Annotated in this window: 24 protein-coding genes; 15 read left to right on the forward strand and 9 right to left on the reverse strand. The window is 55.8% G+C overall.

The window, feature by feature from the left end; genetic code table 11:
- Positions 1 to 1,045 (forward strand): 5-methyltetrahydropteroyltriglutamate--homocysteine S-methyltransferase (metE, locus tag DD606_RS15280; RefSeq protein WP_129258831.1); only part of this gene is annotated, 1,045 nt, incomplete at its 5' end.
- A gap of 47 nt (positions 1,046 to 1,092) precedes the next feature.
- Here metE and DD606_RS15285 read toward each other — a convergent pair.
- Entirely contained in the window at positions 1,093 to 1,899 is an 807-nt protein-coding gene (locus DD606_RS15285) for a dienelactone hydrolase family protein (RefSeq protein ID WP_003860793.1), read from the reverse strand.
- Between the two features lie 259 nt (positions 1,900 to 2,158).
- Between DD606_RS15285 and udp the strand changes: the two genes are divergently transcribed.
- From udp to tatD, 9 genes are all read left to right on the forward strand, one after another.
- Entirely contained in the window at positions 2,159 to 2,920 is a 762-nt protein-coding gene (gene udp / locus DD606_RS15290; RefSeq protein WP_003860792.1) for a uridine phosphorylase, read from the forward strand.
- 139 nt (positions 2,921 to 3,059) lie between these two features.
- Positions 3,060 to 4,517: a DNA recombination protein RmuC gene (gene rmuC / locus DD606_RS15295; protein ID WP_023315189.1), complete on the forward strand. Its 1,458-nt coding sequence runs from the start codon at positions 3,060 to 3,062 to the stop codon at positions 4,515 to 4,517.
- Positions 4,518 to 4,583: 66 nt separating this feature from the next.
- A complete protein-coding gene (gene ubiE, locus DD606_RS15300; RefSeq protein WP_003860790.1) occupies positions 4,584 to 5,339 on the forward strand; it encodes a bifunctional demethylmenaquinone methyltransferase/2-methoxy-6-polyprenyl-1,4-benzoquinol methylase UbiE in 756 nt (251 codons plus the stop codon).
- 13 nt (positions 5,340 to 5,352) lie between these two features.
- Positions 5,353 to 5,958: an SCP2 domain-containing protein gene (locus DD606_RS15305; protein WP_129258833.1), complete on the forward strand. Its 606-nt coding sequence runs from the start codon at positions 5,353 to 5,355 to the stop codon at positions 5,956 to 5,958.
- Positions 5,955 to 7,595, forward strand: coding sequence for a ubiquinone biosynthesis regulatory protein kinase UbiB (ubiB, locus tag DD606_RS15310; protein ID WP_022650180.1), 1,641 nt, complete (start codon positions 5,955 to 5,957; stop codon positions 7,593 to 7,595). The genes DD606_RS15305 and ubiB overlap by 4 nt, the downstream gene beginning before the upstream one ends.
- A 76-nt stretch (positions 7,596 to 7,671) precedes the next feature.
- Positions 7,672 to 7,926 (forward strand): Sec-independent protein translocase subunit TatA, encoded by a 255-nt coding sequence (gene tatA, locus DD606_RS15315; RefSeq protein ID WP_003860787.1) that lies wholly within the window; start codon positions 7,672 to 7,674, stop codon positions 7,924 to 7,926.
- A 3-nt stretch (positions 7,927 to 7,929) separates the two neighbouring features.
- Positions 7,930 to 8,472 carry a Sec-independent protein translocase protein TatB gene (gene tatB / locus DD606_RS15320; RefSeq protein WP_003860783.1) on the forward strand — a complete coding sequence of 181 codons (543 nt, stop codon included), beginning with the start codon at positions 7,930 to 7,932 and terminating at the stop codon, positions 8,470 to 8,472.
- A gap of 2 nt (positions 8,473 to 8,474) precedes the next feature.
- The gene (gene tatC / locus DD606_RS15325) at positions 8,475 to 9,245 is read left to right on the forward strand and encodes a Sec-independent protein translocase subunit TatC (protein WP_023315191.1); all 771 of its coding nucleotides are present in this window, start codon (positions 8,475 to 8,477) and stop codon (positions 9,243 to 9,245) included.
- Positions 9,246 to 9,286: 41 nt separating this feature from the next.
- Positions 9,287 to 10,069 carry a 3'-5' ssDNA/RNA exonuclease TatD gene (gene tatD, locus DD606_RS15330; protein ID WP_045894617.1) on the forward strand — a complete coding sequence of 261 codons (783 nt, stop codon included), beginning with the start codon at positions 9,287 to 9,289 and terminating at the stop codon, positions 10,067 to 10,069.
- On the opposite strand, the gene rfaH is transcribed toward tatD, so the two are convergent.
- Positions 10,066 to 10,557: a transcription/translation regulatory transformer protein RfaH gene (gene rfaH / locus DD606_RS15335; RefSeq protein WP_003860779.1), complete on the reverse strand. Its 492-nt coding sequence runs from the start codon at positions 10,555 to 10,557 to the stop codon at positions 10,066 to 10,068. The two genes, tatD and rfaH, sit on opposite strands and share 4 nt — an antisense overlap.
- Positions 10,558 to 10,726: 169 nt before the next feature.
- Between rfaH and ubiD the strand changes: the two genes are divergently transcribed.
- The 3 genes from ubiD to DD606_RS15350 all read left to right on the forward strand — a co-directional run bounded on the left by ubiD (position 10,727) and on the right by DD606_RS15350 (position 14,800).
- Positions 10,727 to 12,223, forward strand: coding sequence for a 4-hydroxy-3-polyprenylbenzoate decarboxylase (ubiD, locus tag DD606_RS15340; RefSeq protein ID WP_022650184.1), 1,497 nt, complete (start codon positions 10,727 to 10,729; stop codon positions 12,221 to 12,223).
- A 39-nt stretch (positions 12,224 to 12,262) separates the two neighbouring features.
- Positions 12,263 to 12,964: an NAD(P)H-flavin reductase gene (gene fre / locus DD606_RS15345; RefSeq protein ID WP_003860778.1), complete on the forward strand. Its 702-nt coding sequence runs from the start codon at positions 12,263 to 12,265 to the stop codon at positions 12,962 to 12,964.
- Between the two features lie 216 nt (positions 12,965 to 13,180).
- On the forward strand, positions 13,181 to 14,800 hold the full coding sequence (locus tag DD606_RS15350) for an ABC-F family ATP-binding cassette domain-containing protein (RefSeq protein ID WP_032608226.1): 1,620 nt from the start codon (positions 13,181 to 13,183) through the stop codon (positions 14,798 to 14,800).
- A 38-nt stretch (positions 14,801 to 14,838) separates the two neighbouring features.
- Here the strand turns inward: DD606_RS15350 and DD606_RS15355 are convergent, their stop codons facing one another.
- A complete protein-coding gene (locus DD606_RS15355; RefSeq protein ID WP_003860776.1) occupies positions 14,839 to 15,126 on the reverse strand; it encodes an HTH-type transcriptional regulator in 288 nt (95 codons plus the stop codon).
- 330 nt (positions 15,127 to 15,456) lie between these two features.
- On the opposite strand from DD606_RS15355, the gene DD606_RS15360 reads away from it, so the two are divergent.
- Both DD606_RS15360 and cspA read left to right on the forward strand, forming a co-directional pair.
- A complete protein-coding gene (locus DD606_RS15360; protein ID WP_045332942.1) occupies positions 15,457 to 16,167 on the forward strand; it encodes a DUF3053 domain-containing protein in 711 nt (236 codons plus the stop codon).
- Between the two features lie 244 nt (positions 16,168 to 16,411).
- Positions 16,412 to 16,624 carry an RNA chaperone/antiterminator CspA gene (gene cspA / locus DD606_RS15365; RefSeq protein ID WP_003860775.1) on the forward strand — a complete coding sequence of 71 codons (213 nt, stop codon included), beginning with the start codon at positions 16,412 to 16,414 and terminating at the stop codon, positions 16,622 to 16,624.
- A gap of 58 nt (positions 16,625 to 16,682) precedes the next feature.
- Here the strand turns inward: cspA and ghrB are convergent, their stop codons facing one another.
- The 6 genes from ghrB to DD606_RS15395 form a co-directional block, all read right to left on the reverse strand.
- Entirely contained in the window at positions 16,683 to 17,657 is a 975-nt protein-coding gene (ghrB, locus tag DD606_RS15370) for a glyoxylate/hydroxypyruvate reductase GhrB (RefSeq protein ID WP_023315194.1), read from the reverse strand.
- A gap of 27 nt (positions 17,658 to 17,684) precedes the next feature.
- Positions 17,685 to 18,965: an MFS transporter gene (locus DD606_RS15375; protein WP_017694735.1), complete on the reverse strand. Its 1,281-nt coding sequence runs from the start codon at positions 18,963 to 18,965 to the stop codon at positions 17,685 to 17,687.
- A 117-nt stretch (positions 18,966 to 19,082) separates the two neighbouring features.
- Positions 19,083 to 20,021 carry a sugar kinase gene (locus DD606_RS15380; RefSeq protein WP_045350332.1) on the reverse strand — a complete coding sequence of 313 codons (939 nt, stop codon included), beginning with the start codon at positions 20,019 to 20,021 and terminating at the stop codon, positions 19,083 to 19,085.
- Positions 20,022 to 20,024: 3 nt separating this feature from the next.
- Positions 20,025 to 20,774: a sugar phosphate isomerase/epimerase gene (locus tag DD606_RS15385; protein ID WP_032608229.1), complete on the reverse strand. Its 750-nt coding sequence runs from the start codon at positions 20,772 to 20,774 to the stop codon at positions 20,025 to 20,027.
- A 102-nt stretch (positions 20,775 to 20,876) separates the two neighbouring features.
- Positions 20,877 to 21,893 (reverse strand): LacI family DNA-binding transcriptional regulator, encoded by a 1,017-nt coding sequence (locus tag DD606_RS15390; protein WP_023323995.1) that lies wholly within the window; start codon positions 21,891 to 21,893, stop codon positions 20,877 to 20,879.
- A gap of 157 nt (positions 21,894 to 22,050) precedes the next feature.
- The gene (locus DD606_RS15395) at positions 22,051 to 22,713 is read right to left on the reverse strand and encodes an OmpA family lipoprotein (protein WP_022650190.1); all 663 of its coding nucleotides are present in this window, start codon (positions 22,711 to 22,713) and stop codon (positions 22,051 to 22,053) included.
- Positions 22,714 to 22,796 lie beyond the last annotated feature (83 nt).

Below are 22,796 nucleotides of genomic sequence, written 5' to 3' on the forward strand. Positions count from 1 at the left end.
CCAGAGCCCGTATGAAGTGCGCGCCGAAGCCCAGCGTGCGCGCTTTAACCTGCCCGCGTGGCCGACCACAACCATCGGCTCCTTCCCGCAGACTACCGAGATCCGCGGCCTGCGCCTGGACTTCAAAAAGGGCAATCTGGATGCGAATCACTACCGCACCGGCATTGCGGAACACATCAAACAGGCGATCGTCGAGCAGGAACGTCTGGGTCTGGACGTGCTGGTGCACGGCGAGGCCGAGCGTAACGATATGGTGGAATACTTCGGTGAACACCTGGACGGCTTTGTCTTTACCCAGAACGGCTGGGTGCAAAGCTACGGCTCCCGCTGCGTGAAGCCGCCGGTGGTGATCGGCGACGTCAGCCGCCCGGAAGCGATCACCGTGGAGTGGGCGAAGTATGCCCAGTCTCTGACCGACAAACCGGTAAAAGGCATGCTGACGGGGCCGGTGACCATTCTCTGCTGGTCGTTCCCGCGTGAAGATGTTTCCCGGGAAACCATCGCCAAACAGATCGCCCTGGCGCTGCGTGATGAAGTGGCGGATCTGGAAGCGGCGGGGATTGGCATCATTCAGATCGACGAACCGGCGCTGCGTGAAGGCTTGCCGCTGCGTCGCAGCGACTGGGATGCTTACTTACAGTGGGGCGTGGAGGCGTTCCGCCTCAACGCGGCCGTCGCGAAGGACGACACGCAGATCCACACCCACATGTGTTACTGCGAATTTAACGACATAATGGACTCCATTGCCGCGCTCGACGCCGATGTGATCACCATCGAGACCTCGCGTTCAGACATGGAGCTGCTGGAGTCGTTCGAAGAGTTCGACTACCCGAACGAAATCGGGCCGGGCGTGTATGACATTCACTCCCCTAACGTGCCGAGCGTGGAGTGGATTGAATCGCTGCTGCAAAAAGCGGCCCAGCGCATCCCGGCGGAACGTCTGTGGGTAAACCCGGATTGCGGCCTGAAAACCCGTGGCTGGCCTGAAACCCGCGCGGCGCTGGCGAACATGGTGCAGGCGGCGCAGAATTTGCGTCAGGCGTAGTGGGGCTGGATTGCCCGGTTGGCGTAGCCGCCACCGGGCTTTTGGTATTACGCTTTCTTCCCGCCGTACTGGCTGAACCACGCCAGCATTCTCTGCCAGCCATCTTTCGCGGATTCCGCGTGATAGCTCGGACGATAATCGGCATTAAACGCGTGTCCCGCATCCGGGTACACCACGATTTCGGCCTTCGCGTTTGCCGCCCGCAGCGCGTGGCGCATGGTCTCGACGGTATCAAGCGGAATGCCGGTATCCTGACCGCCATACAGCCCTAGCACCGGGGCATTTAAATCGGTGGCGATATCAACCGGATGTTTCGGCGAGTTCAGCGTCTTTTCGCCCACCAGTTTGCCGTACCAGGCCACGGCCGCTTTCAACTGCGGATTGTGCGCGGCATACAGCCAGCTAATGCGTCCACCCCAGCAGAAGCCGGTCACCATCAGACGGTGCGGGTCGCCACCGTTGCGCGCCGCCCAACTGGCAACGTGGTCGAGATCGGCCAGTACCTGCGCGTCCGGCACTTTGCTGACCAGGTTGCTGAACAGCGTCGGGATGTCGCTGTAATCATTCGGATCGCCCTGACGGAAATAGAGTTCCGGCGCAACGGCCAGGTAACCTTCCAGCGCCAGACGGCGGCAGAGGTCGCGAATATGTTCATGAACGCCAAATATTTCCTGCACCACGATCACGATGGGCAGCGGGCCATCGGCAGATTTTGGCCGCGCGTGGTACGCTGGCATGTTCTCTCCCTGGGAGGGAATGGAGGTCTCGCCTGCGGTAATGGCTTCTTCAGGGGTTGAGACGATGGTTGAAGCGTGCGGGGCCGCAGCAGGTGCAAAACCGGTTTTTTCAGTCATGGCATTCTCCGTACCAATGAATGGATTAGCGCAAAGATAAATATAGACACCAGGTTAACAACCCACAGTGCCTTATAGCGTCTATCTTTTGTGCAGCACCCGGCGATATAACTTGTTAATGTGATGTGAATCACCATTTTATGGAAATTAACTGCAATCATTTTCATTCATGGTGAGGTGTGTCACGAAATAATGCACATTGCTTCTGTAAAGTACCGTTTTACTTCTTCTGACAAACCGACCCACAGAGGAGTCACCTATGTCTAAGTCTGATGTTTTTCATCTCGGCCTCACTAAAAACGATTTACAAGGGGCTACGCTTGCTATCGTCCCTGGCGATCCAGAGCGTGTGGAAAAGATCGCCGCGCTGATGGATAAGCCGGTTAAGCTGGCAGCGCATCGCGAATTCACCACCTGGCGCGCAGAGCTGGACGGTAAAGCGGTGATCGTGTGCTCTACCGGTATTGGTGGCCCGTCTACCTCTATCGCCGTTGAAGAGCTGGCGCAGCTGGGCATTCGTACTTTCCTGCGCATCGGCACCACAGGCGCCATTCAGCCGCACATCAACGTGGGCGACGTGCTGGTTACCACCGCATCCGTGCGTCTGGACGGGGCAAGCCTGCACTTTGCTCCGATGGAATTCCCGGCAGTGGCCGATTTCGAATGCACCACCGCGCTGGTTGAAGCCGCGAAATCCGTGGGCGCCACCACCCACGTGGGCGTAACTGCCTCTTCCGATACCTTCTACCCGGGCCAGGAGCGTTACGACACCTTCTCTGGTCGCGTGGTGAGCCGTTTCAAAGGCTCCATGGAAGAGTGGCAGTCGATGGGCGTCATGAACTACGAAATGGAATCTGCGACGCTGCTGACCATGTGCGCGAGCCAGGGTCTGCGTGCCGGTATGGTGGCGGGCGTTATCGTCAACCGTACCCAACAGGAGATCCCGAACGCTGAAACCATGAAGCAGACTGAAAGCCATGCGGTGAAAATCGTGGTTGAAGCGGCGCGCCGCCTGATCTAATTCTCTCTTCAGTGCTAAAAGGCCGACATGCTCGGCCTTTTCTTTTTGCGTAACGCCTCGCAGGAAAACCCTTTCAAACTGGACGTTCATACAGCACAATTCTATTTTGTGCGGGTTAGACGTGGATGCAGGGGGCATTGTGGATATTTCAATCCTGGTTTATGCGGTAGTTGCGCTGGTGAGCGTGGGGATTGGCTGGCTCATTTCCGGCTACCAGCATGCGCAGCAGAAAGCCGAACAGCTGGCAGAGCGCGAAGAGATCGTCGCCGAACTCAGCGCGACGAAACAACAGCTTGCGCTGAGTGACCACTGGCGCGATGAGTGTGAACTGCTCAATAACGAACTGCGCAATCTGCGCGACATTAACACCTCGCTGGAGGCCGATCTCCGGGAAGTGACCACCCGCCTTGAGTCCACCCAACTGCACGCCGAAGACAAAATCCGTCAGATGATCAACAGCGAGCAGCGTCTTAGCGAGCAGTTTGAGAACCTCGCGAACCGCATTTTTGAGCACAGCAATCGCCGCGTGGATGAGCAGAACCGTCAGAGCCTGAACAGCCTGCTGACGCCCCTGCGTGAGCAGTTGGACGGCTTTCGACGTCAGGTACAGGACAGCTTTGGTCAGGAGGCCCGCGAGCGCCACACGCTGGCGCATGAAATTCGTAATCTCCAGCAGCTGAATGCGCAGATGGCGCAGGAGGCGGTTAACCTGACGCGCGCACTGAAAGGTGATAACAAAGCGCAGGGAAACTGGGGCGAAGTGGTCATGACGCGCGTGCTGGAGGCCTCTGGCCTGCGCGAAGGATACGAATACGAAACGCAGGTCAGCATTGAAAACGATGCGCGCTCGCGGATGCAGCCGGATGTCATTGTTCGTCTGCCACAGGGCAAAGATGTGGTTATCGACGCCAAAATGACGCTGGTGGCCTATGAGCGCTACTTCAACGCGGAAGATGACTACACCCGCGAAACAGCGTTGCAGGAGCACATCGCCTCCGTGCGTAACCATATCCGTCTGCTGGGCAGAAAAGATTATCAGCAGTTGCCGGGGCTGCGATCGCTGGATTATGTGCTGATGTTCATTCCGGTTGAGCCAGCCTTCCTGCTGGCGCTCGACAGACAGCCCGAACTGATCACCGAAGCGCTGAAAAATAACATTATGCTGGTCAGCCCCACCACGCTACTGGTGGCGTTACGTACCATTGCCAACCTGTGGCGCTATGAGCACCAAAGCCGTAACGCGCAGCAGATTGCCGATCGCGCCAGCAAGCTGTACGACAAAATGCGGCTGTTTGTGGACGATATGTCCTCGGTGGGGCAAAGCCTGGATCGCGCGCAGGATAACTACCGCCAGGCGATGAAAAAACTCTCCTCCGGGCGTGGCAATTTGCTGGCGCAGGCGGAGGCGTTTCGCAGCCTGGGGGTGGAAGTTAAACGCGAGATTAATCCGGAACTGGTGGAGCAGGCTACCGCTCAGGACGAAGAGTTTCGTCTGCGTGAAGGCGACGGTGAGCAAAATAGCCGCAATGAAGACAACGGTTTAGCGGCGAGTTTATCCCCCGAAGCGCAGCCGGCACGTTTCTTTCACGGTGGTTGAAACGTAGGGCAAATGCGCCCAATCTGTTACACTTCACGAACATTTGACTGATTAGCAGGCTCTGAGATGGTTGACGATTCACAAGACACAACGCACTTTGGCTTTCAGACTGTCGCCAAAGCGCAGAAAGCTGACATGGTGGCCCACGTATTTCATTCCGTGGCGGCGAAGTACGATGTGATGAATGATTTGATGTCATTCGGCATTCATCGCTTGTGGAAACGCTTCACTATTGATTGCAGCGGCGTGCGCCGTGGACAAACGGTGCTGGATTTAGCCGGAGGCACAGGGGATCTGACCGCTAAATTCTCCCGTCTGGTTGGCGAAACCGGCCGCGTGGTGCTGGCGGATATCAACGACTCCATGCTGAAAATGGGACGCGAAAAGCTGCGTAACATCGGCGTGGTAGGCAACGTTGAATATGTTCAGGCCAACGCCGAAGCGCTGCCGTTCCCGGATAATACGTTCGACTGCATCACCATCTCTTTCGGTCTGCGTAACGTGACCGATAAAGATAAAGCGCTGCGCTCCATGTACCGCGTGCTGAAGCCGGGCGGCCGACTGCTGGTTCTCGAGTTTTCTAAACCGATTATCGACCCGCTGAGCAAAGCTTACGATGCCTATTCCTTCCACGTTCTGCCGCGCATCGGCGAGCTGGTGGCAAACGATGCAGAAAGTTACCGTTATCTGGCCGAATCCATCCGAATGCACCCGGATCAGGACACGCTGAAAGCGATGATGCAGGATGCCGAGTTTGAAAACGTGGAATACTTCAATATGACGGCGGGTGTCGTCGCGCTGCATCGTGGTTACAAGTTCTGAGTGGAGGTTTCCCGTGCCCATTAAACCCTTAGTCACCGCAGGCATCGAGAATGTACTGAATGCCTTTCTGTATCGCGCTCCGGCGCTGAAAACCGCACGTCAGCGGCTTAACGGAAAGGTGCTGCGCATCGTGTTAGAGGAGTTCTCGACGCCGCTTGTGCTGGTCTTCAGCGAACGTCAGCTTGACGTTCTGGGGGAGTGGGAAGGCGAAGCTGATTGCTCGGTAATTACGCACATGAGCGTCTTACCAAAACTGCGTGACCGTCAGCAGATGACGGCGCTTATTCGCAGCGGTGAGCTGGAGGTCGAAGGCGATATTCAGGTGGTACAGAACTTCGTTGCACTCAGCGATCAGGCTGAATTCGACCCGGCGGAACTGCTGGCGCCCTATATCGGCGACATCGCGGCTGAAGGGATAAGCAAAACGCTGCGCACGGGTTCCGCTTTCCTGCGTAAAGGTCTGCTCCGTCAACAGCGCTATGCTGCCGAGGTGCTGACCGAAGAGTGGCGTATGGCGCCGGGGCCTTTAGAAGTCGCCTGGTTTGCAGAAGAGACCGCGGCAGTTGAGCGCGCAGTTGATGCGTTAACCAAACGGCTGGAAAAACTGGAGGGCAAATGACGCCTGGTGAAATTCGGCGCCTCTATTTTATCGTTCGCACCTTTTTGAGCTACGGGCTCGACGAGCTTATCCCCAGAATGCGTATCACTCTGCCGCTTCGGCTTTGGCGTCGCACGCTGTTCTGGATGCCGAATCGCCATAAGGATCAGGAGCTGGGCGCACGCCTGCGTCTTGCGTTGCAGGAGCTGGGACCGGTCTGGATCAAGTTTGGGCAGATGCTCTCAACACGTCGCGACCTTTTTCCACCGCAGATTGCCGATCAGCTCGCACTATTGCAGGATCGCGTCGCTCCGTTTGACGGAGAGAGAGCGAAGAAACAAATCGAAGAAGCGATGGGCAATATCCCCATCGAGACCTGGTTTGATGATTTCGATATTCAGCCTCTGGCCTCTGCCTCTATTGCGCAGGTTCATACTGCGCGCCTGAAGGAAAATGGCAAAGAGGTGGTCATTAAAGTGATTCGTCCGGATATCCTGCCGGTTATCAAAGCAGACATGAAGCTGATTTATCGCCTGGCTCGCTGGGTGCCGCGTCTGTTGCCGGATGGCCGCCGTCTGCGTCCGCTGGAAGTGGTACGGGAATACGAAAAAACGCTGATTGATGAGCTTAACCTGCTGCGTGAATCGGCGAACGCCATTCAGCTGCGTCGAAACTTTGAAGACAGCCCGATGCTGTATGTTCCTGAAGTCTATTCTGACTATTGCAGTCAGAACATGATGGTGATGGAACGTATCTACGGTATTCCGGTCTCGGACGTGACGGCGCTGGAAAAACAGGGCACCAACATGAAGTTGCTGGCCGAACGTGGCGTGCAGGTCTTCTTTACTCAGGTTTTCCGCGACAGCTTCTTCCATGCTGACATGCATCCGGGCAACATTTTTGTCAGCTATGAGCACCCGGAAGATCCTAAATACATCGGCATCGACTGCGGTATTGTCGGCTCGCTGAATAAAGAGGATAAGCGTTATCTCGCCGAGAACTTTATCGCTTTCTTCAATCGCGACTACCGTAAGGTGGCCGAGCTGCACGTGGATTCAGGCTGGGTTCCGCCAGATACCAACGTGGAAGAGTTTGAATTTGCGATCCGCACCGTCTGTGAGCCGATTTTTGAAAAGCCGCTCTCGGAGATCTCTTTCGGACACGTCCTGCTCAACCTGTTCAACACCGCACGCCGTTTCAATATGGAAGTGCAGCCACAATTAGTTTTACTTCAGAAAACACTACTTTACGTTGAGGGCGTAGGCCGCCAGCTCTATCCTCAGTTAGACTTGTGGAAAACCGCGAAACCGTTCCTCGAATCCTGGATTAAGGATCAGGTCGGTATTCCAGCCCTGGTTCGCTCGCTTAAAGAGAAAGGTCCGTTCTGGATTGAAAAAATGCCTGAAATTCCTGAACTGGTTTACGACAGTTTGCGTCAGAGCAAGAACCTTCAGCACAGCATGGATAAAATCGCGCACGAGCTTCAATCCAGTCGCGTGCGTCAGGGGCAGTCCCGCTATCTCTTCGGAATTGGCGCGACGCTGCTGATAAGCGGCACGTTGCTGTTGATCAATCGTCCGGACTGGGAAATGATGCCAGCCTGGATTATGGCTGCCGGTGTGGTTGTCTGGCTTGCTGGCTGGCGAAAAACGCGCTGAATTAGCGTCGCTATCGAGAGATTGCATACGTATATTGCGATCTGACTAATTAATCATCTATCACTGGGGAACACGCATGGGTGGTATCAGTATCTGGCAGTTAGTGATCATTGCCGTCATCGTTGTGCTGCTGTTTGGCACGAAAAAACTCGGATCGATTGGTTCCGACCTGGGCGCGTCAATCAAAGGCTTCAAGAAAGCCATGAGCGATGATGAGAATAAGCAGGAAAAAACCAGTCAGGATGCTGATTTTACCGCTAAATCCATCGCCGATAAGCAGGACGAAGCCAAAAAGGAAGAGGCTAAACGTCACGATAAAGAGCAGGTGTAATTCGTGTTCGACATTGGTTTTGGTGAGTTACTGCTGGTCTTTGTGATTGGTCTGATTGTGTTGGGGCCGCAGCGTTTACCCGTTGCGGTGAAAACCGTCGTGGGCTGGGTGCGGGCACTTCGCTCGCTGGCAACTACCGTGCAGAACGAGCTGGCACAGGAGCTGAAGCTTCAGGAATTTCAGGACAGCCTGAAAAAGGTTGAAAAGGCGAGCATGGATAACCTGACGCCGGAGCTGAAAGCATCAATGGATGAGTTACGCGAAGCGGCTGAATCCATGAAGCGCTCTTACAGCATTAACGATCCTGAGAAGGCGAGCGATGAAGCAAACACCATCCACAATCCGGTGGTGAAGGGTAGCGAAGAGCAGCGCGAGGGTGTAACGCCTTCCAGCGCGGAGCATCAGGCTGCTTCGCCAGAGCAATCGCCGCAGGAGCCCGAAGTGAAAAAGCAGGTGCCGCCGGAAGAGCCCGTGGTCAAAACGGCTGAGGTAAAACCCGCCGCGCCTGTTTCCGAATCATCCCCCTCGTCGAGTGATAAAGCGTAAACATGGCAGTAGATGATACTCAACCGCTGATTGCGCACCTCATTGAGCTGCGTAAGCGCCTGTTAAACTGCATTATTGCGGTTTTCCTCATTTTTTTATGTCTGGTCTATTTTGCCAACGATATCTATCAGGTGGTTTCCGCACCGCTGATTAAACAGATGCCGCTGGGCGCGACGATGATTGCAACGGACGTTGCTTCGCCGTTCTTTACCCCGATCAAGCTGACCTTCTGGGTGTCGTTGATTGCCTCTGCGCCGGTCATTTTGTATCAGGTCTGGGCATTTGTGGCGCCCGCGCTGTACAGGCATGAACGCAAGCTGGTTATTCCGCTGCTGGTGTCCAGTTCGCTGCTGTTTTATATCGGCATGGCGTTCGCCTACTTCGTTGTCTTCCCGCTGGCCTTCGGCTTCCTGACGCATACCGCGCCGGAAGGGGTGCAGGTGTCGACGGACATCGCCAGCTACCTCAGCTTCGTCATGGCGCTGTTTATGGCCTTTGGTGTCGCCTTCGAGGTGCCCGTAGCGATTGTCCTGCTCTGCTGGGTAGGGGTGACCACGCCTGACGATCTGCGTAAGAAGCGCCCGTACATCCTTGTGGGGGCATTTGTTGTAGGTATGCTGTTAACGCCACCGGACGTCTTCTCGCAAACCTTACTGGCGATACCGATGTACTGCCTGTTTGAAGTCGGCGTATTCTTCGCTCGTTTCTACGTCGGAAAGGGACGTACCCGGGACGAAGAAGACGAGCCGTCTGAAGAGACCACAAAAGAATAAAACCAACCGCCCGTCAGGGCGGTTGTCATATGGGGATACGTATGTTTGATATCGGGCTTAATCTGACCAGCGCCCAGTTTGCGAAAGACCACGATGAGGTGGTTGCGCGCGCCTTTACCGCCGGCGTGAGCGGGCTGTTACTGACGGGAACGAATCTGCATGAGAGTGAGCAGACACGGCAGATGGCGCAACGCTATCAACACTGCTGGTCCACCGCAGGCGTGCATCCTCATGACAGCAGCCAGTGGACGCATGAAAGCGCTGAGGCGCTTCATCGTCTGGCACAAACGCCAGAAGTGGTTGCCATTGGCGAATGCGGGCTTGATTTCAACCGTAACTTCTCGACGCCTGAAGAGCAGGAGAAGGCATTTACCGCCCAGCTTGCGCTGGCAGCAGAGCTGGAGATGCCGGTGTTTATGCACTGTCGCGATGCGCATGAACGTTTTCTGGCGCTGCTGGAACCCTGGCTGGAGAAGCTGCCCGGTGCGGTGTTGCACTGCTTTACGGGCTCCCGTCAGGAAGCGCTGGATTGCCTGAACCGCGGGCTTTATTTGGGTATCACGGGCTGGGTCTGCGATGAGCGTCGTGGGCTGGAACTGCGTGAGCTGTTACCCGTTATCCCGGCCGATCGTTTGCTGCTGGAAACGGATGCGCCGTATCTGTTGCCCCGTGATATGCAGCCCAAACCGCCATCACGACGTAATGAACCGGCCTACCTGGGGCATATTGCTGAGCGAGTGGCGCACTGGCGGGGAGAAGATGCGCAGTGGCTGGCAGCACAAACCGATGATAACGTGCGTCGTCTGTTCGGCGTGCAGTTCTAAACTTTGCGGAAATCGGTGTTTTTCACGCTCTGCAACACCTCTTTGTTCAGCAGGTTGAGCAGCAGCATGGAGCGCGCTTCACCGTCCGGCTCAGCGAAGATGGCCTGTAAGCCTTCAAAGGCGCCTTCGGTGATCACCACGCTGTCGCCAGCATAAGGGGTTTCCGGATCGGTAATATCTTCAGGCTGCTGGTAGACAGAAAGCTGATGAATAACCGATGACGGTACTCTTGCCGGATGGGCGCCAAAACGCACAAAATGGCTGACGCCGCGTGTGGCACTGATCGTCGTGGTGTGGATCACTTCGGGGTCGAATTCGACGAACAGGTAATTCGGGAACAGAGGCTCACTGACGGTCGTGCGTCTTCCACGCTGCATTTTTTCAAGCGTGATCACGGGTGTCAGGCAGTTCACAGACTGACGTTCAAGATGTTCCTGCGCGCGCTGAAGTTGCCCGCGTTTGCAATACAGTAAATACCAGGCCTGCATAATCACTCTTCCCATTGTTCGGGGCGCAAGCATACCAAAACCCTGGCGGGATCGCTAAGGTGATTATAATGGCGAAAAAGAGAGTAAGTCGTGGAAGTTCACGCTAATTTAACAAAATTACAGCATCACGCGGTCTTACGCCGTATAATGAAGCGCTTACAGAGAGGCCATGATTAACTGCATGAAATACCACGATCTACGCGACTTCCTGGCGCTGCTGGAAAAGCAGGGCGAACTCAAACGCATTACGCTTCCTGTTGATCCGTATCTGGAAATGACAGAAATCGCTGACCGCACCCTGCGCGCGGGCGGCCCGGCGTTGCTGTTTGAAAACCCAAAAGGCTACACCATGCCGGTGCTGTGCAACCTGTTTGGCACACCTCGCCGCGTGGCGCTGGGGATGGGGCAGGAAGATGTCACGGCGTTACGTGAAGTGGGCAAACTGCTGGCCTTTCTGAAAGAGCCGGAGCCGCCAAAAGGGTTCCGCGACCTGTTCGACAAACTGCCGCAGTTTAAGCAGGTGTTGAATATGCCCACCAAACGCCTGCGCGGTGCGCCGTGCCAGCAAAAAGTGCTGGAAGGCGATGCGGTGGATCTGACCAAAATTCCCATCATGCAGTGCTGGCCTGAAGATGCCGCACCGCTGATCACCTGGGGCCTCACCGTGACGCGTGGGCCGCATAAAGAGCGTCAAAACCTCGGCATTTACCGCCAGCAGCTGATTGGCAAAAATAAGCTCATCATGCGCTGGTTGTCCCATCGCGGCGGGGCGCTGGATTTCCAGGAGTGGTGCGCGGCCCATCCGGGCGAACGCTTCCCGGTTTCCGTCGCGCTGGGTGCCGATCCGGCAACCATCCTGGGCGCGGTGACGCCTGTTCCTGATACGCTGTCTGAATATGCCTTTGCAGGACTGCTGCGCGGCACCAAAACCGAAGTGGTGAAGTGCATCTCCAATGACCTGGAAGTACCGGCCAGCGCAGAGATTGTGCTGGAAGGTTACATTGAACAGGGCGAGCTGGCACCCGAAGGGCCGTACGGCGACCACACCGGCTATTACAACGAAGTGGATAACTTTCCGGTGTTCACCGTCACCCACATTACCCAGCGTGAAGATGCCATCTATCACTCCACCTATACCGGCCGTCCACCCGACGAACCGGCGGTACTGGGCGTGGCGCTGAACGAAGTGTTCGTGCCGATCCTGCAAAAGCAGTTCCCGGAAATCGTTGATTTTTATCTGCCGCCGGAAGGGTGTTCGTATCGCCTGGCGGTGGTGACGATGAAAAAGCAGTATGCCGGTCACGCTAAGCGCGTGATGATGGGCGTATGGTCTTTCCTGCGCCAGTTTATGTATACCAAGTTTGTGATTGTCTGCGATGATGACGTCAATGCCCGCGACTGGAATGACGTTATCTGGGCCATCACCACGCGTATGGATCCAGCGCGTGATACGGTGTTAGTGGAAAACACGCCGATTGATTACCTGGATTTTGCCTCGCCGGTTTCCGGACTTGGCTCAAAAATGGGACTGGATGCCACGAACAAATGGCCTGGCGAAACCGACCGTGAATGGGGTCGCCCGATCGAAAAAGATCCTGCCGTGACCGCGCGAATTGACGCGATCTGGGACGAGCTGGCCATAATGAATAACGGTAAGGCAGAATAAGACCGTTTAGCCCTATAGACTTCCCGACAGAGAGAGCGAATGACAACCTTAAGCTGTAAAGTGACGTCGGTAGATGCTATTACCGACACCGTATATCGCGTCCGTTTGGTTCCTGAAGCGGCATTCTCATTCCGTGCCGGTCAGTACCTGATGGTCGTGATGGACGAGCGTGATAAGCGTCCTTTCTCTATGGCCTCAACGCCAGCAGAGAAGGAATTTATTGAGCTGCATATTGGTGCGTCTGAGCTTAACCTGTACGCGATGGCCGTGATGGACCGCATCCTGAAAGAGCGTGAAATCGTGGTCGATATTCCTCATGGCGAGGCCTGGCTGCGTGAAGACGAAGACCGTCCGCTGATCCTGATTGCCGGTGGCACGGGCTTCTCCTATGTCCGCTCTATTCTGCTGACGGCGCTGGCGCGTAATCCAAATCGCGATATCACCATCTACTGGGGCGGCCGTGAAGAGAAGCACCTTTACGATCTGTCTGAGCTGGAGGCGCTGAGCGTAAATCATCCAAACCTGCGCATTGAGCCGGTTGTCGAGCAGCCGGAAGAGGGCTGGCGCGGGCGCAGCGGTACGGTGCTGACTGCGGTATTGCAGGATCACGGGACGCTGGCCGGGCACGATATCTACATTGCCGGTCGCTTTGAAATGGCAAAAATTGCCCGCGACCTGTTCTGCAACGAGCGTGACGCGCGGGAAGATCGTCTGTTTGGCGATGCGTTTGCGTTTATCTGATTGAGAGACCCGCTTCGGCGGGTTTTTTATGCTCGGGCAATAGCCTGGTGAAAATTTAACCTTGAAATAGGCGGCGCATTGCCGTTATTCTTGTTCCCGTTAAATTTCGCCCTCAGGAGCGCCCCCCAAAAATGAACAAACACGACTGATGAATTTCGATCCTTGCTCAACGCATCGCGTCGGCAGGGGATGTTTTGATTTCATTCAGGAGTGCTTATGGCTCATTTTGCGCAGTCCCCCTCTTTTATTTTGCATCAGGTCACCTGTCAGTTTGCGACGGGCGATATCCTTTTTGGTCCACTGAATCTTTCTCTGGATGCGTCAGTGTGCGCGCTGGTTGGCCGCAACGGCAGCGGTAAAACACGCCTTCTCCGGTTGCTGGCAGGAGTTGATGAACCCGCCAGCGGTCATATTGAACGCTTTGGTACACACGTCTACGTGGCGCAGCAGCAGGATATTTCTGCGGATACCACGCTTGCCGAACTGCTTGGTTACGACGCGATCTTTGCGGCGCGCACGCGCATCGACAGCGGTCATTATGAACCCGACGATCTCGACACGCTCGACGGTTATTGGGATCTGGCTGAACGGCTGAGCCAGGCTTTTATCGCTGCAAAACTTCCCCCTTTTGACCCGAGTAAACGCGCGGCAGAGTTGAGCGGTGGCGAGCGCATTCGTGCCTTGCTGTGCAGCGCATTCACCGCGGATGCTGACTACCTGCTGCTGGACGAACCGACCAACCACCTCGACAGGCAAGGCCGCAAGTGGTTCTACGAGCAGCTTTCCAGGTATCAGGGCGGGGTGCTGGTGGCCTCTCACGACCGTGAGTTGCTGGCCCAGGTACCGCGAATCCTTGAACTGAGCGCGTTGGGCTTGCGCAGCTACGGTGGGAATTATGCTGACTATCGAACCCAGCGTGATGCTGAACAGCTGGCTGCCCGCGCCGCGCTGGAGCATGCTGCCACCGAGCGCAAGCGTACCCGCGCCCGTATGCATAAAGAGCATGACGACAGCCTGCGGCGTTCAGCCAAAACGCTTCGCACGGTCGACAGCCTTAACATCGCCTCGTTTGAACGGGTCAAATACAAAGGGGCGGCGAAAGAGCGTATTGGTTCCTGGAAAAAACAGCATAGCGATCAAAACCATGCTTTGAACGCTGCGGTCAACCAGGCACGCGAGCGGGTTGAAGAGGATAATGCGGTGATGTTTACCCTGCCGGGCAGTGAAATCCCGGAAGGGAAACAGGTGCTGGTGCTGGAAGAACTGGTGCTTCCGCACGTGCCTGTCCCACCGATAAACTGGCGAATGGATGGCCCGATGCGCGTGGCGCTACGCGGGCCGAACGGCTGTGGAAAATCCACGCTGTTGAAAGTGATGTTGGGCGAAACCGCCCCTGTTACGGGAATCTGTAAGGTCTCTGTCAGGTGTGCTTATCTCGATCAGCATCTTTCCCGGCTGGATCTGTCGCAGTCGGTGATGACTCACCTTAGCCTGGGCAATACGCCGCTCGAAGAGGGGGCGCTGCGTACCCGTTTAGCGCAGCTTCAACTGGGCGCAGAGAAAGTGACACTACCACTGGCCGAACTGAGTGGCGGCGAGCGCCTGAAGGCCGCGCTGGCCTGCGTATTGTGGCGTGAAGCGGCAACGCAGCTGTTGCTTCTGGATGAGCCGACCAACCACCTCGATCTGGCCTCTGTTCAGGCCATTGAAGCGGCCTTAGCCGATTACCCCGGCGCGCTGCTGGTGGTGTCGCACGATGAAGCTTTTCTGGCAGGGCTGAAGCTGACGCATGAACTGGTGTGGGAAGAGACGGGATGGCGATGTGAAAGCCTGTAAACACAAGCCCCCGCAAGGGCGGGGGCAAACAAACTTTATCAGGCTAACTGCTTGCGAAGGTCAGGATTTGCCTGGATCAGGCGCATCAGCTTTAGCTCGGCTGGGGTAGGTTTTTCACGTTTTGACTCCCACTCCAGCACCATTGCTACGCTGACACCCATCGCTCTTGCGAATTCATCTGTTTTCAGGCCCGATCCTTTGCGTAAACGCTCAAATTCACTAAAAGGATTGGACTTTTGATTCAGGGTAACCGTCGGCGGTACATCTTTAAAAATAATCTGTTCCAGGCTGCTCAGCAGCTCAAACTCAGGATCTTTTAATTCCATTGAGAACTCCTCATAAATCACACATCGGGATCATGAACATCAGAGAGCCTGTTAAGAATAGTCCCTAAACCAGACACAGGATCGTCACGGCTGTGATTAATTGTGCGATAACGATCGCTTTACACGTTTCAGCTATATGGATAGTTATGCTAATTACCTGATTAGTCATATGTAGGGATTCACAGGTATTTTTTTGTAAATAGTCAGTACAAAAACGGGAATACCCGTTTTGCATGAAAACTCTATCTTGCAAGGCTGACCTGGACTATCCTTGTCAGCGTTGGGCACGCGTGTGCCGGTGTGCGCTTTTTGGGTGAAAGGAGTAATAAAATGGCGACAGGAAAGTCCTGCTCTCGCTGGTTTGCGCCTATTGCGGCGTTATTGATGGTTGTTAGCCTGAGTGGGTGTTTCGATAAAGAAGGCGATCAGCGCAAAGCGTTTATCGATTTTCTACAGAATACAGTGATGCGTAGCGGCGAGCGTTTACCAACGCTGACTGCGGATCAGAAAAAACAGTTTGGTCCATTCGTGTCGGATTACGCCATTTTGTATGGCTATTCACAGCAGGTAAGCCAGGCGATGGATTCCGGTCTTCGCCCGGTAGTGGATAGCGTGAATGCCATCCGTGTTCCACAGGATTATATGACCCAGCGCGAACCGCTACGCCAGTCAAATGGCGCGCTTGGGGTACTGAGCCAGCAGCTGCAAAATGCCAAAATGCAGGCTGATGCGTCGCGTTCCGCGTTGAAGCAGGGCGAGGATCTTAAACCGGTCTATGACCAGGTGTATGAGAAAGTCGTGACCAAGCCGTCAAACGCTTTGCAACCGCTGATCCCGGCGGCGCAGGTCTTTACTCAGCAGTTGGTCCAGGTGGGTGACTTTATTAGTGAACAAGGTACGCAGGTGAGCTTTGTCTCTAACGGTATCCAGTTCCCGACCTCCCAGCAGGCGAGCCAGTATAACGCGCTGATCGGTCCGCTCGCGTCCCAGCATCAGGCCTTTAGCCAGGCCTGGAGCGCAGCGGTCGCTGCTACGGAATAAGAAAAACCCCCGCTTCGGCGGGGTTTTTTTTATGCTTGATGAAAATAACGCTTGTCATTCATCTACCACATCGGTATAACTATGTTCGTCGGTTTGTTACACAGACCTAAAGCAGTTTAGTAAAGCAGTCCAGATTGTTATCCATAGATACCCTTCGTAGTGACCCTTCCTTCATCGCTTAAAAATCTGTAACGCAATCCATCAAGCCGGAAGGCACAATATATTTGTTAATAAGGTAATTTCTATGTCTGCTAAAATGACTGGTCTGGTAAAATGGTTCAACGCTGATAAAGGTTTCGGCTTCATCACTCCTGACGATGGCTCTAAAGACGTGTTCGTACACTTCTCTGCTATCCAGAACGATGGCTACAAATCTCTGGATGAAGGTCAGAAAGTTTCCTTCACCATCGAAAGCGGCGCTAAAGGCCCAGCAGCTGGTAACGTTGTAAGCCTGTAAGCTTCCAGCCCAGTAGCACTAAATTCAAAAACCCGCCTTCTGGCGGGTTTTTTCGTTTCTACTGTTGTATCTGCGGGTTAACGCAGTTCTTATCCACTTTACCGCCGAGCGCGGCAATCAGGTTATCCACGGCGGTCGCCGCCATGTTGTAGCGTGTTTCATGAGTTGCAGAGCCGATGTGAGGCAGGGCGACGACGTTCGGCATGGTCAGTAGCGGAGAATCCACCGGCAGCGGCTCTTGTTCAAACACGTCCAGACCAGCGGCGTGGATCTCACCGTTTTGCAGTGCCTCAATCAGCGCCTTCTCATCGACCACCGGACCACGACCCGCGTTGATGAAAATGGCCGATTTCTTCATCTTTTCAAACGCCGCTTTGCCGATGAGATGACGCGTTTCATCCGTCAGCGGCAGGATCAGGCAGACAAAGTCGGCTTCCCGCAACAGCGTATCAAGCTCGCAATAAAGGGCGTTGAAACGTTCTTCAGCTTCACTGTGGTGACGGCGCGCGTTATACAGAATGGGCATGTTGAAGCCAAAATGCGCGCGCTGTGCCAGCGCCAGACCGATACGGCCCATCCCAACAATCCCCAGCGTTTTGCCATGAACGTCCACGCCGAACCAGTCCGGGCCAATGCTTTTGGTCCATTCGCCCGCTTTCACGCGCTCGGCCACTTCCACTACACGACGGGCGGTGCTAAGCACCAGCGCCATCAGCGTGTCGGCGACGGTCTCCGTCAGGGCATGGGGCGTGTGCATCAGCAGGATGTTGCGCGCGTTTAGCGCATCCACGTCGAAATTGTCGTATCCCACCGAAACGGTTGAGGTAGCACGAAGCTTCGGCATTTTCTCCAGCAGCGCTGCATCCACCTTTTCGCTCGAACCCAGCAGGCCCTCGGCGCTGGCAAACGCGTCGGCGTGCTGTGCCACGGTTTCCGGGCTGAGGTTCTTTACCCGGGTAACGGTAAAGTGTTCCTCCAGGCGTTTTTGCAGATCTTCAGGCAGTGCTTTGTACAAAATGACGGACGGCTTCATGCTAATCTCCGTTGATTTTAAAAGGATTCAGGCGTGGCGTGCGCCGACGGGTAGCTGTTGATTATTAGCAGGCTTAACAATCAGAGTAAGCCATACCGAGGCAAAAAGCGCCACCCCCATAAAGATGTAAGAGGCCGACGGGCTGCCGGTGGCACCGTTAAGATAGCCCACAAACCACGAGCCAAAGAACGAACCCAGCGCACCCATACTGTTGATCAACGCCATCGCGCCCCCTGCGACGTTACGCGGCAGCATTTCCGGGATGATGGCAAAGAACGGACCATACGGGGCATACATGGCCGCACCCGCAATCACCAGCAGAGTGTACGAGACCCAGAAGTGGTTCGCGCCTACGGCCCAGGAGCCAATGAAGGCAAAAGCAGCGATCAGCAGCAGTGGCCAGACGAACAGCTTACGGTTTTGCAGCTTGTCCGATGCCCAGGAGACGATAATCATCGCGATGGTCGCAGCCAGGTAAGGCACCGATGACAGCCAGCCCACTTCCACCATGCCAAGGTTTTCACCGCCGCTGCGGATAATCGACGGCAGCCACAGCACAAAACCGTACACGCCAATACTCCAGGTAAAATACTGTGCACACAGCAGAATAACGTTCCGGGAGCGGAAGGCTTCGCCGTAGTTACGCACCGCTTTAAGCCCCTGCTGCTCTTTATCCAGCTGCGCCTGGAGTGCGGCTTTTTCGTCTTCAGAAAGCCATTTCGCCTGGGCTGGCTTATCTTTCACCAACACCCACCAGCAGAAGGCCCAGATAATCGCGGGAACCCCTTCGATGATGAACATCTCGCGCCAGCCGAAGGACTGGATCAGATAGCCGGAAACCACCGACATCCACAGCACGGTGACCGGGTTACCGAGTATCAGGAACGTATTAGCACGTGAACGCTCAGATTTTGTGAACCAGTTGCTGATGTAAATCAGCATTGCTGGCATGACGGCCGCCTCAACCACGCCGAGAATAAAGCGAATAGCCGCCAGAGCAGGAATGTTATTCACCACGCCAGTAAGCGACGCACAGGCACCCCATAAGATCAGGCAGATGAAAATGAGCTTTCGCACGCTGCGGCGTTCAGCGTAAATCGCGCCGGGGATCTGGAAGAAGAAATAACCCAGGAAGAAGAGGGCGCCCAGCAGGGACGAGACCCCTTTGGTGATCCCGAGGTCTTCGTTGATCCCGGCGGCGGATGCGAAACTGAAGTTGGCACGATCCAGGTACGCCAGGCTGTACGTGATAAACACGATTGGCATGATGTACCACCAGCGTTTTACTGCATTGGTCGAACTGTTCATAGGCTTGCCTCTGTTGTTGAGGTTGTTGCCGCCGTTGTCTGTAGGGTACACGGTGGCTTAATTATCTGGTGCGGATTGCTGCCCTCACCCTGGTCCTCTCTTACGGGGAGAGGGAATTTAGACGCCGAGCTCTGCTCGTGTTGGTAATCCTTCGCTGTCGCCCTGCACCTGAATCGCCAGCGAACCAATTGTGTTGCCTCGCGCCACGGCCTGCGACAGCGGTTTGCCCTCCAGCAGGGCGCTGATGACCCCGACGGCAAACCCATCGCCCGCGCCCACGGTATCGACCACGTTGTCGACTTTTACCGCAGCGACAGCGCCTTGCTCACCGTCGGCAGTTTTAAACCATGCGCCGTCGGCACCGGTTTTCAGCACCACGGCTTTTACCCCTCTGTTGAGGTAAAAATCAGCAATGCCTTCGGGCGTGCTTTCGCCAGTGAGGATCATTCCCTCTTTTATGCCCGGCAGAACCCAGTCCGCCTGAAACGCCAGTCGGTTGAGTTTCTCAGCCATCTCCGCTTCGCTTTTCCACAGCACCGGGCGCAGATTCGGATCAAAGGAGATCGTTTTGCCCTGCGCTTTCATTGCCGAAGCCGCGTGATCGAGTAAATCGTACGAGCTGGCCGAGAGCGCCGCCGCCACGCCGCTCAGGTGCAGGTGGCGCGCGGAGGAGAAATACGCGGCGTGATAATCATCCACGGAGAGATGGCTTGCCGCTGAGCCTTTGCGGAAATACTCCACGATGGGATCGGTTCCATTTTCAACTTTAGATTTCAGCTGAAAGCCCGTCGGGAAGCGTCCGTCGAGCGTGACGCCTGCGGCATCAATGCCCTCTTTTTTCAGCGAGTCGAGAACGAAATGGCCAAAGCTGTCATTGCCCACGCGGCTCACCCAGCCGACATTCAGCCCCAGCCGCGCAAGGCCGGTAGCGACATTCAATTCGGCGCCTGCCACGCGTTTGATAAAGTGCTCCACTGCGCTCAGCTCGCCCGTTTCGGTGGCGACAAACATCGCCATGGCCTCGCCGATAGTGATAACGTCCAGCGTCTTGTGCATGGTTTACTCCTCGCGCAGCAGATTGACGTAATGGCGGGTGACGGCGGTGAGATCCGTCCCTTCGAGCGGAAATTCGATACCGCGCGGCGCGTCGGCAGGCAGTTGATTAAGCAGATCCCGCCAGCGAGAATCGGTCTGATCCGGCGCGACGGCGCGGAACTGCGCCTTATGCGGGACTGCGGCCTTCACATGAATATAGCTCACGGCGGGAGCCAGCTGACGTGCAGCCTCTTCCGGGGAGTCGCCAACCCACAGCCAGTTGCCCATATCGAACGTCAGTGTGACCGGCAGCGCCATTACCCGGCAGGCGGCTTTGAAGCGCTGCATCGGCGCGAGCTGCCCGCAGTCGGTCTGGTCGTTTTCCACCACCAGCGTCATGCCGCTTTCATCCAGCAGTGCGCGCAGGGCTTCAAGCGGTTGTTTGTCGCTGAAATGACCCAGCGAGACTTTAAGCCACAGCGCGTTCAGTGCGCTGGCTTCGCTAAGGTAGCGTGGAAGATCCGGGTTGAGGGTTCCATCGGGCATAAACAGGGGGGCCGGGGCGGAGTAGCACGCCAGTAAACCCAGCAGTTCAATGGACTCGCCCAGCGCAGGCAGGGCCATTAACTCGTCGTGGCTGAAGAGCTCTCGGCGGATTTCAACGCCATCAGCTCCTGCGCCGGCAATAACGGGAAGCATTGCCCGTTGACCGCCTGCCTGTCGCACCTGATCCGCACCATACGCGGCGGTGACCACCATAATTTTCCTGCTCATTTCCTGACTCCAGAGCGTAATCGATAGTATTACGCTAGATGGAACCGGTTCCAAAGAAAAGATCGGGATGCTGAATTTATGATCGCTGTCACGAAGGGGAAATTAACGGGCAGTAGAGCCGCGAACGATCAGCTCGCCAGAAAAAACCTGCTCGCGTACGGCGTCGCGGGTGCCTTCAATGCGGCGAACCACTTGTTCAACCGCGGCATAGCCGATCTGCCAGGTGGGTTGTTTGAGGGTGGTAATGCCTACGCCAGCAAGTTCTGCCCACTCCAGTTCATCAAAGCCGAGCAAGCCGATGTCGCTGCCCCAGTGCAGGCCAATGCGTTTAAGCGAGCGGGCAACCTGAAGCGTCAGCGCCCCGTTAGCGGAGATCACCGCCTTACGCATTCCCCGATGGCGGGTATGGAACTGGCGCAGGGTATTATCCAGCTGTTCGGCTTCATGGAGGGGGATTTCAGCATTTTCGGCGATCACACCGGGATAACGCGCCAGCGTGGCGCGAAATGCAGCCAGGCGGTCGCGGCGGGTGTTAACCATACCCAGCGGTTCGCTCAGGAACAGAATGGCTTCGAAACCCTGTTCAATCAGGTGCTCGGTGGCAGTGGTGGCCGCCTGGGTGTTATCCAGCCCGACCACATCGCAGGCAAATTCCGGGATTTTGCGGTCAATAAGCACCATCGGGAGAGACGATTGTTGCAGACGATTTAGCCCCTCTTCGCGCATCCCGACGGCATTGACCACGATCCCTTCCACCTGATAGCTGCGCAGCAGATCGAGGTAATGCAACTCCTGATCAACTTCGTTATTGGTGTTACAGACCAGCGGGGTAAAGCCTTTTTCCCGGCACGCCGCTTCGATGCCGCTGAGTACGTTAACGGAGTAGGGGTTAGTGATATCGGCGATGATAAGCCCAATCAGGCGGGTGCGTCCCCGCTTGAGGCCGCGCGCCATCAGGCTGGGACGGTAGTCGAGATCGGCAATGGCTTGTTCGATCCGCGCCAGCAGCGCATCGGACAGCAGGTGTTTCTCGCCGTTGAGGTAGCGTGAAATGCTGGTTTTACCGGTTTTGGCGGCTTTCGCCACGTCGCTGATGGTGGCCCGGGTTGGTTTGATCATCGCTGATTTCCCTGAATTTAGTGAGAATACCTTAGCGGGAAAATCTGGCGAATCAAGCAATTTGCCGGGTGGCGGTCTGATGCCCTCACCCCAACCCTCTCCTACAGGAGAGGGCGCAAATACTAAAACGGCAACGGGGTTGCCGTTTTGCTTTTACCTACTGCACAGGACTCAACGTAATTTCAACGCGGCGGTTCTGCGCTTTGCCTTCCGCCGTGCTGTTGCTGGCGATCGGGTTAGCCGGACCCATGCCGCTGGTGCGGATGCGGTTCGCTTCTACGCCCTGGGTGATCAGCGAGCTGGCCACGGAATCGGCGCGCTGCTGCGACAGACGCATGTTCAGATCCTGGCTGCCGGTGCTGTCGGTGTAACCAATCACGTTCACGGCAGTTTTATTGTACTCTTTCAGCACTGCGGCCACGCCGGTCAGGGTGTTCGCGCCTGCGGGTTTCAGCGTCGCGCTGCTGCTGTCAAAGGTCACGTTGTTTGGCATGTTCAGGATGATGTTGTCACCGCTGCGCGTCACGCTCACGCCCGTACCTTTCATTTTGTCACGCAGTTTTGCTTCCTGCACATCCATGTAATAACCCACGCCGCCGCCCAGGGCTGCGCCTGCCGCTGCGCCAATCAGCGCGCCTTTGCCGCGGTCTTTCTTGGAGGAGGAGAGTACGCCAACGCCAGCGCCTACCAGGGAACCAATACCCGCGCCAATGCCGGATTTGCCCGCTTCGCGTTCACCGGTGTAAGGGTTGGTTGTGCAGCCTGAAACAGCCAGTGCGCCGCTCACCAGAGCGGCAATAACGAGTACGCGTTTTTTCATCTTATTTCCTTAATCCTTTTTATTCTTTGCCACGACGGACGTGGCAGTGGATTATGACGTCCGGATACGGAGAAAATTCAGTG

This window comes from Enterobacter cloacae complex sp. GF14B (assembly GCF_004136805.1).
Taxonomy (GTDB): Bacteria; Pseudomonadota; Gammaproteobacteria; order Enterobacterales; family Enterobacteriaceae; genus Enterobacter; species Enterobacter hormaechei_C.